Source organism: Streptomyces sp. SID5910 (genome assembly GCF_009862125.1).
In the GTDB taxonomy this organism is placed as follows: domain Bacteria; phylum Actinomycetota; class Actinomycetes; order Streptomycetales; family Streptomycetaceae; genus Streptomyces.
The window spans coordinates 1-4,750 of the sequence record NZ_WWHX01000885.1 but is presented as its reverse complement, the minus strand read 5'-3'; the positions used below and the strand labels follow the sequence as shown (position 1 = coordinate 4,750).

5 protein-coding genes and 1 pseudogene are annotated in these 4,750 nt (G+C 71.3%); 4 read left to right on the top strand and 2 right to left on the bottom strand.

The window, feature by feature from the left end:
* From GTW67_RS31250 to GTW67_RS31240, 3 genes are all read left to right on the top strand, one after another.
* A partial coding sequence (locus GTW67_RS31250; protein ID WP_161168113.1) for an AIM24 family protein occupies positions 1 to 733 on the top strand: 733 nt, incomplete at its 5' end.
* Positions 734 to 746: 13 nt separating this feature from the next.
* Complete coding sequence (locus tag GTW67_RS31245) at positions 747 to 1,427, top strand: AIM24 family protein (RefSeq protein ID WP_161168112.1); 681 nt, start codon at positions 747 to 749, stop codon at positions 1,425 to 1,427.
* A 17-nt stretch (positions 1,428 to 1,444) separates the two neighbouring features.
* Entirely contained in the window at positions 1,445 to 2,200 is a 756-nt protein-coding gene (locus GTW67_RS31240; RefSeq protein WP_161168111.1) for an AIM24 family protein, read from the top strand.
* A gap of 49 nt (positions 2,201 to 2,249) precedes the next feature.
* On the opposite strand, the gene GTW67_RS31235 is transcribed toward GTW67_RS31240, so the two are convergent.
* The gene (locus GTW67_RS31235; RefSeq protein ID WP_161168110.1) at positions 2,250 to 2,765 is read right to left on the bottom strand and encodes an NUDIX domain-containing protein; all 516 of its coding nucleotides are present in this window, start codon (positions 2,763 to 2,765) and stop codon (positions 2,250 to 2,252) included.
* Positions 2,762 to 4,213 (bottom strand): Rv3195/Rv3626c family protein, encoded by a 1,452-nt coding sequence (locus GTW67_RS31230; protein WP_161168109.1) that lies wholly within the window; start codon positions 4,211 to 4,213, stop codon positions 2,762 to 2,764. Before GTW67_RS31230 ends, GTW67_RS31235 begins: the two co-directional genes overlap by 4 nt.
* Before the next feature lie 192 nt (positions 4,214 to 4,405).
* Here GTW67_RS31230 and GTW67_RS31225 point away from each other — a divergent pair.
* A pseudogene (locus GTW67_RS31225) lies at positions 4,406 to 4,750 on the top strand (NAD-dependent dehydratase); the annotation flags it as partial.

The window sequence follows — 4,750 nt, the reverse complement described above, 5'->3', positions numbered from 1 at the left end:
TCCGCCCCCGGGCTACGGGCAGCAGGCACCGTACGGCGCACCGCAGGCCATGCCCCAGGGCGCACCGCAGGGCCCCGGTGTGGCCGCCGCGCTCCAGCAGTTCCGCGAGACGGCGCCCGGGCAGCGCTGGACCCAGCAGAACAAGAAGCTGATCCGCGTCGACCTCGGCGCCGAAGGACAGCCCGTCCTCGCCCGGCAGGGCAGCATGGTGCTCTACCAGGGCAAGGTCGACTTCAGCTACAAGGGCGCCGGATTCGCCGGCCGGGTCGTGGGCAACGCGACCGGCCAGGAGATGCAGCTGATGCGCTGCTCCGGCAAGGGACAGGTGTTCCTCGCCGACAACTCCGCGATGCTGCACCCCATCGAGCTCCAGGGCGACGCCGTCTGCGTCTCCGCGGAGAACGTCCTCGCCTTCGACGAGAGCCTCCAGTACGAGGTCCGCCGCATCGAGGGACACGGCATCCCCGGCGGCGCGCTGTTCACGATGCAGTTCCAGGGCACCGGCACGATCGTCGTCAAGACCCAGGGCATGCCCGTGGTGCTGCCGGTCACGCCGACGACGTTCGCCGACTGCAACGCCGTCGTCGCCTGGTCGGCCGCCGCCCAGGTCGTCGTCTCCAGCCAGGTGCGGATGCGCCGCAACGCCTACGCCGGCGACACGGGCGAAAGCGTCAACCTGCAATTCAGGGCCGCGCCCGGCAGCTTCGTCGTCGTCCAGCCGTACGAGATCTGAGGGAGAGCCCGACATGAACCAGCCGCTCGCGGGCTACGCCCCCGCACCGGTCACCGCCCGCATGGAGAACCACGGCAACCACATGCTGAAGGTCGCCATGCAGACCGGGAACGACCTCTTCGCGCGCGTGGGCTCGATGGTCGCCTACGAGGGCTTCGTCCAGTACGAGCCCAACCCGCCGGCCGTGCGCCAGATCGCCAAGGACTGGATGACCGGCGAGGGCGCGCCCCTGATGAAGTGCTCCGGCGACGGACTGCTCTACCTCGCCGACTACGGCGCCAACGTCGTCGTGATCAACCTCAACGGCGACGGGATCAGCGTCAACGCCACCAACCTGCTCGCCTTCGACGCCCACCTCACCTGGGGCGTGGAGCGCGTCAAGGGACTGGCGAAGTTCGCGGGCCAGGGCCTGTGGAACACCAGGATCTCCGGTCAGGGCTGGGTCGCGCTGACCTCCCGGGGCAAGCCGATCGTCGTGGACTGCGGCGGCGGCGAGGACGAGACGTACGTCGACCCGGACGCGCTCGTCGCCTGGTCCCCGAACCTCAAGGTGAAGGGCAAGCGCAGCTTCAAGGCGCAGTCGCTGATCGGCCGCGGCAGCGGCGAGGCCTACCAGATGGCCTTCTCCGGTCAGGGCATCGTCGTCGTCCAGCCCAGTGAGGACAGCACCGACCGCCTCCGGGTCCGGGGCTGAGGGGGAGCCAGAACATCATGCAGAGCCCGCTTTTCGCCTACAACGACCAGCAGACCCAGGAACGCTGGAGCCTCCAGAACAAGCACATGCTCCGCGTCGCCCTGGAGGGCCACGACGATGTGCTCGCCCGCAAGGGCACGATGGTCGCCTACCAGGGCCTCGTCGAGTTCGACGCCGAGTACCAGAGCGGCGGCCAGCACCGCGCGCGTGCGCACACCGGTGAGGGCCTGGACCTGATGCGCTGCCACGGGCAGGGCACCGTCTACTTCGCCAACCTCGCCCAGTACATCCACGTGATGGAGGTCGACCAGGACGGCCTCACCGTGGACAGCAGCTATGTGCTGGCCATGGACTCGTCCCTGCACCACGAGGTCATCGCCGTCGACAGCCAGTACGGCATCTCCGGCTCGGGGAAGTACCAGCTCAACATCACCGGCCGGGGCAGGGTCGCCCTGATGACCTCGGGCGCCCCGCTGCTGATGCAGGTGACGCCCGACAAGTACGTCAACTGCGACGCCGACGCCATCGTCGCCTGGTCCACCGGTCTGCGGGTGCAGATGCAGGCCCAGACGCACTCCTCCGGGGTGTGGCGGCGCCGCGGCAGCACCGGCGAGGGGTGGGAGCTCAGCTTCATGGGCAGCGGCTTCGCGCTCGTGCAGCCCAGCGAGCTGCTGCCGCCGCAGAACGCCCAGATCGGGTCGGGTCTCGCCGCGCAGTACGGCATGGGGCAGCAGGGTGCCCGTGGCCAGAACCAGGGCAACGTCTGGAGCTGACCGTGTCCGGTGAGGGGACGACCGACTCGTCGGTCGTCCCCTCACCGGTTCACAGGCGGGCGCGGGTGGCCTCCACGAGGCGCACGACCGACTCGTCGGCCACGTCCGCCACCTCGGCGTACGGGAACCAGCGCAGGTCGAGGGACTCGTCGCTGATCGCCTCCACGGCGCCCTCGGGAGCCACCGCCGCGTACTGGACGTCCAGGTGCCAGGCGCACGGCGTGTGGTGGCGGTCCAGCCGGACCGGGCCGCCGGGCAGCAGGGTCAGACCGGCGATGCCCGACTCCTCGGTCGCCTCGCGCAGCGCCGCGCGCGCCAGCGTCTCGTCGACCGGCTCGCAGTGGCCGCCCATCTGGAGCCACATGCGCAGCTTCCTGTGCAGGGTGAGCAGCACCCGTCCGCGCGACGGGTCGATCACCAGGGCGCTGGCGGTGATGTGCCCGTCCGCGCAGGCCTTCCACATGCCGTCCGGATGCGCCGCGAGATGCTCCAGGTAGACCTGACGCAGCTCGTCCTGGCCCTCGTGGCCCTTGAGGACCAGGACCGCGTCGTCGTGGAGGCTCACTCGGCGTCGTCGCCCTTGCCGCCGGCCTCGTCGGGACCCTTGTCGTCCCCGTCCTTCTTCTTCAGGTCGGTCTTGCCCGCGGCCTCGCCGAGCATCTTGTCCAGCTCGGAGAAGTCCAGGTGCTCGCGGTGCACGAAACCGTCCGGGTCGTCCAGGTCGGTCGCGTTCGGCAGCATGTCCGGGTGGGCCCACAGGGCGTCCCGGCCGTCCACACCGCGCGCGTCCGTCACGGACGCCCACAGCCGCGAGGCGTCCCGCAGGCGGCGCGGGCGCAGCTCCAGGCCGATCAGCGTGGCGAACGTCTGCTCCGCGGGACCGCCCGAGGCGCGACGGCGGCGCAGCGTCTCGCGCAGCGCGTCCGCGGAGGACAGGCGCGGCTTGGCGGCGGCGTGCACCACCGCGTCCACCCAGCCCTCGACGAGCGCGAGAGCCGTCTCCAGCCGGGCCAGGGCGGCCTTCTGCTCCGGGGTGTCCTCCGGCTGGAACATGCCCTGCTGGAGAGCCTCCTGCAACTGCTCCGGGTTCTGCGGGTCGAACTGGCCGACCACGTCCTCCAGCTTGGCCGTGTCGACCTTGATCCCGCGGGCGTAGCCGTCGACCGCGCCGAACAGATGCGAGCGCAGCCACGGCACATGGGCGAACAGGCGCTGGTGGGCGGCCTCGCGCAGGGCGAGATACAGCCGCACCTCCTCCTGCGGGACGCCCAGGTCCTTGCCGAACGCCTCGATGTTCGCCGGCAGCAGCGCGGCCTTGCCGGCCGGACCGAGCGGCAGACCGACGTCGGACGAGCCGACCACCTCGCCGGCGAGGACGCCGACGGCCTGGCCGATCTGCGTGCCGAACATGGCGCCGCCCATCGAGCGCATCATGCCGATCAGCGGGCCGGCCATGGCCTGCATCTCCTCGGGCAGCACGTCGCCCATGGCGGTGCCGACGCGCTCGGCGACCGGGTCGACGAGCTCGCGCCAGGCCGGGAGGGTCGCCTCGACCCACTCCGCGCGGCTCCAGGCCACCGCGGAGCCCGCGCCGGAGGGCAGGGCGGTCGCGTCGTCCAGCCACAGGTCGGCCAGGCGGACGGCCTCCTGGACGGCGCTGCGCTCGGTGGGGCCGACGCTCGCGTCCTTCGTGCCGTCCGGGGTGCCCTGGGCGACCGTCTGGCGGGCGATCTGCTTGGCCATGTCCCAGTTCACCGGGCCGCCCTCGTAGGAGAGCATCTGGCCCAGCTGCTGGAAGGCGGCGCCCAGGTCGGTGGGGTTCATGGAACCGAACATGGCAGCGAACGGGTTGTCGGCACCGGGGCCGCCAAGGCCACCGGGTCCGGACATTCCGAAACCGAACGGGTTGGCCGGTCCCTCACCACCGCCGCTCTGCTGGTCCTTCTTCTTGCCTTCGTCGCCGTCGTCCGGCTCCTCCGGCGGAAGGCCGAATCCGAATGGGGTGTCACTCACGGGGTTCCTCGGCTGGTAGGGCCACCGGTTCTTTCCGGCGGCACGGCTGCCCGACATCTCCACCCAGCGTAGACACCCGCGGCGGATCGGGCCTCGGTGCTTCGCCGGGTGACGGCCTGCGGCAGGATGGATGCCACCTGGTACGTACGCGTCGCTCGCGCCCGTACTGAAGACAACCGCTGGAGACGCCCGGTGAGTTCCCCAGATCCGCAGGTTCGCGCAGCGCGAAACCAGTCAACCAGTTCCGCCGCCCCCGGCGCGCGCGGACCCGTCGTCGCGGTCACCGGTGCCGCCTACGGCATCGGTGCCCTGCTCACGGCACGACTGGCCGCGTCCGACGAGGTCAGACAGGTCGTGGCCATCGACGAGCGGCGCGGCGACTGCGCGGACGCGCACTGGCAGGTCCTGGACGTGCGGGACCCGGCCATCGCCGAGAAACTGCGCGGCGCGGACGTCGTGGTGCACCTGGCGCTGGACCTCGATCTGGAGACCGACGCGGCCGCCCGGACGGCTTACAACGTCCGGGGGACGCAGACC

Excerpts from the sequence above, each read along its gene's own strand:
- GTW67_RS31245 (WP_161168112.1), top strand. The coding sequence starts at position 747 with ATGAACCAGCCGCTCGCGGGCTACGCCCCCGCACCGGTCACCGCCCGC.
- GTW67_RS31240 (WP_161168111.1), top strand. The coding sequence starts at position 1,445 with ATGCAGAGCCCGCTTTTCGCCTACAACGACCAGCAGACCCAGGAACGC.